At 66.6% G+C, this 1,418-nt stretch carries 1 protein-coding gene; it reads right to left on the minus strand.

Features of this window, described 5'->3' with window-relative positions:
• Positions 1-51: 51 nt before the first annotated feature.
• Complete coding sequence (locus KZA10_RS15225) at positions 52-1,299, minus strand: IS256 family transposase (RefSeq protein WP_110555043.1); 1,248 nt, start codon at positions 1,297-1,299, stop codon at positions 52-54.
• Between the last annotated feature and the right edge of the window lie 119 nt (positions 1,300-1,418).

Raw genomic sequence — 1,418 nt, forward strand, 5'->3', positions numbered from 1 at the left:
GGTCAAGTCCCCGGTAGTGGTGTAGCCGTTTCGTGATCCTTCGATGCTGGGTCAGGCGCTGAGTTCGAGGATGTTGTCGCTCACCTCCTCGGGTCCGGTGTCGGTGACGAGGGTGAGGCGGGACTTGGCGAGGATGTCGAGGCCGAGGTAGCGGCGCCCTTCGGCCCATTCGTCTGTCTGCTCGGCGAGGACGGCGCCGACGAGGCGGATAATCGCGTCGCGGTTGGGGAAGATGCCGACGCTGTCGGTGCGGCGGCGGATCTCGCGGTTGAGTCTCTCGTTGGGGTTGTTGGACCAGATCTGCTGCCAGAGCCCTTCGGGGAACCCGGTGAAGGCGAGGATGTCCGCCCGGGCAGCATCGAGGTGCTCGTGCGCGTCGGGGAGCTTGTCGTCGACGTAGTCTAGGAGCCGGTCGAACTGTGCGTGAACGCTGTCGGCGTCGGGTTGGTCGTAGACGGAGTGCAGCATCGCTTTCACAGCCGGCCACATGGCCTTCGGCGTCACGGACATCAGATTCGCCGCGTAATGGGTACGACATCTCTGCCAGACCGCGCCCGGCAGGTTCGCGGCGATGGCTTCCACCAGCCCGGCGTGGGCGTCGCTGGTGACCAGCCGCACGCCGCTCAGACCGCGGGCGACGAGGTCGGCGAAGAACGAGTTCCAAGCCGCTGTGGTCTCTGAGGTCGCGACCCGAAGCCCGAGGACTTCGCGGCGTCCGTCGGCGTTGACGCCGGTCGCGACCAGCACCACCGCGTTGATCACGCGCCCTCCTTCGCGGACCTTCATCGTCAGAGCGTCGGCCGCGACGAACGTGAACGGACCCGCATCGCCGAGCGGCCGGTGGCGGAACTGGTCGACATGCTCGTCGAGCTCGGCCGCCATCCGCGAGACCTGCGACTTCGACAACGAGTGGATCCCGAGGGTCTTCACCAGCTTGTCCATCCGCCTCGTGGAGACGCCGGCGAGGTAGCAGTCCGCGATCACGGTGATCAGCGCCGTCTCTGCCCGTTTGCGGCGCTCGAGAAGCCATTCCGGGAAGTAGGTGCCCGCCCGCAGCTTCGGGATCGCGACGTCGATGGTGCCGACGCGGGTGTCCAGGTCGCGGTGCCGGTAGCCGTTGCGCTGCGCGACGCGGTCCGGGGAGGGCTTACCCCACTCCGCGCCGACGACGGCGTCCGCGTCAGCGGACAGCAGCGCGTTGATCGTAGTTTGCAGCAGGCTGCGCATCAGATCCGGCGACGCGTCGGTCAGGGCTTCAGCGAGCACGCTCGCAGGGTCGACAATATGAAGTGCGGTCATCGTGATGATGCCTTTCGAGTGGAGGTAAGAGACTTCTCGAAGGATCACACGGTGACCGCGCTTACGTCGCGAGCGACGAGCCGGCCACCGCGGGCTACACCACCTTAAGGGGCACTACT

Origin of the sequence: Microbacterium sp. BF1, assembly GCF_019279095.1 — a bacterium.
In the GTDB taxonomy this organism is placed as follows: domain Bacteria; phylum Actinomycetota; class Actinomycetes; order Actinomycetales; family Microbacteriaceae; genus Microbacterium; species Microbacterium maritypicum.

Bases quoted from the DNA above. Each gene is read 5' to 3' on its own strand.
- KZA10_RS15225 (WP_110555043.1), bottom strand. From the start codon at position 1,299: ATGACCGCACTTCATATTGTCGACCCTGCGAGCGTGCTCGCTGAAGCC.